We start from the raw sequence: 313 nt of genomic DNA, 5'->3' as shown, positions 1-313 counted from the left end.
GCAAGACCTGCGCCGCGATCATGGGCATCACCGAGGAGGGTGCCGAGATCATGGAGGAATACAAGAGCTCGCCCTCGCTCGATGCCGGCCTGCTGGCGGCAGCGCAGGCGGTCGAGCACTACGAGATCTCGCGCTACGGCACACTGAGGACCTGGGCCTCCGAACTCGGGCTTACGGAGGCGGTCAACCTTCTCGACAAGACCCTGGGCGAGGAGAAGGAGACCGACGCCGCGCTTACCGAACTTGCCGAGTCCGCCGTCAACGTCGCCGCCGAGGCGGCGTAGCGGAAGGCAGGATCTTCCCTCATTCCTGT

General features: G+C 65.5%; 1 protein-coding gene. It reads left to right on the top strand.

From position 1 onward, the window contains the following. Positions 1-284, top strand: a 284-nt coding sequence (locus tag EN818_RS31645; RefSeq protein ID WP_135906718.1) for a DUF892 family protein, incomplete at its 5' end; no start/stop codon positions are given. Positions 285-313: the final 29 nt, after the last annotated feature.

The sequence above is a fragment of the Mesorhizobium sp. M3A.F.Ca.ET.175.01.1.1 genome (assembly GCF_004791945.1).
Classification (GTDB): Bacteria; Pseudomonadota; Alphaproteobacteria; order Rhizobiales; family Rhizobiaceae; genus Mesorhizobium.
Note: the sequence above shows the minus strand (reverse complement) of the source record. Positions and strands in the feature narration are given on the sequence as shown.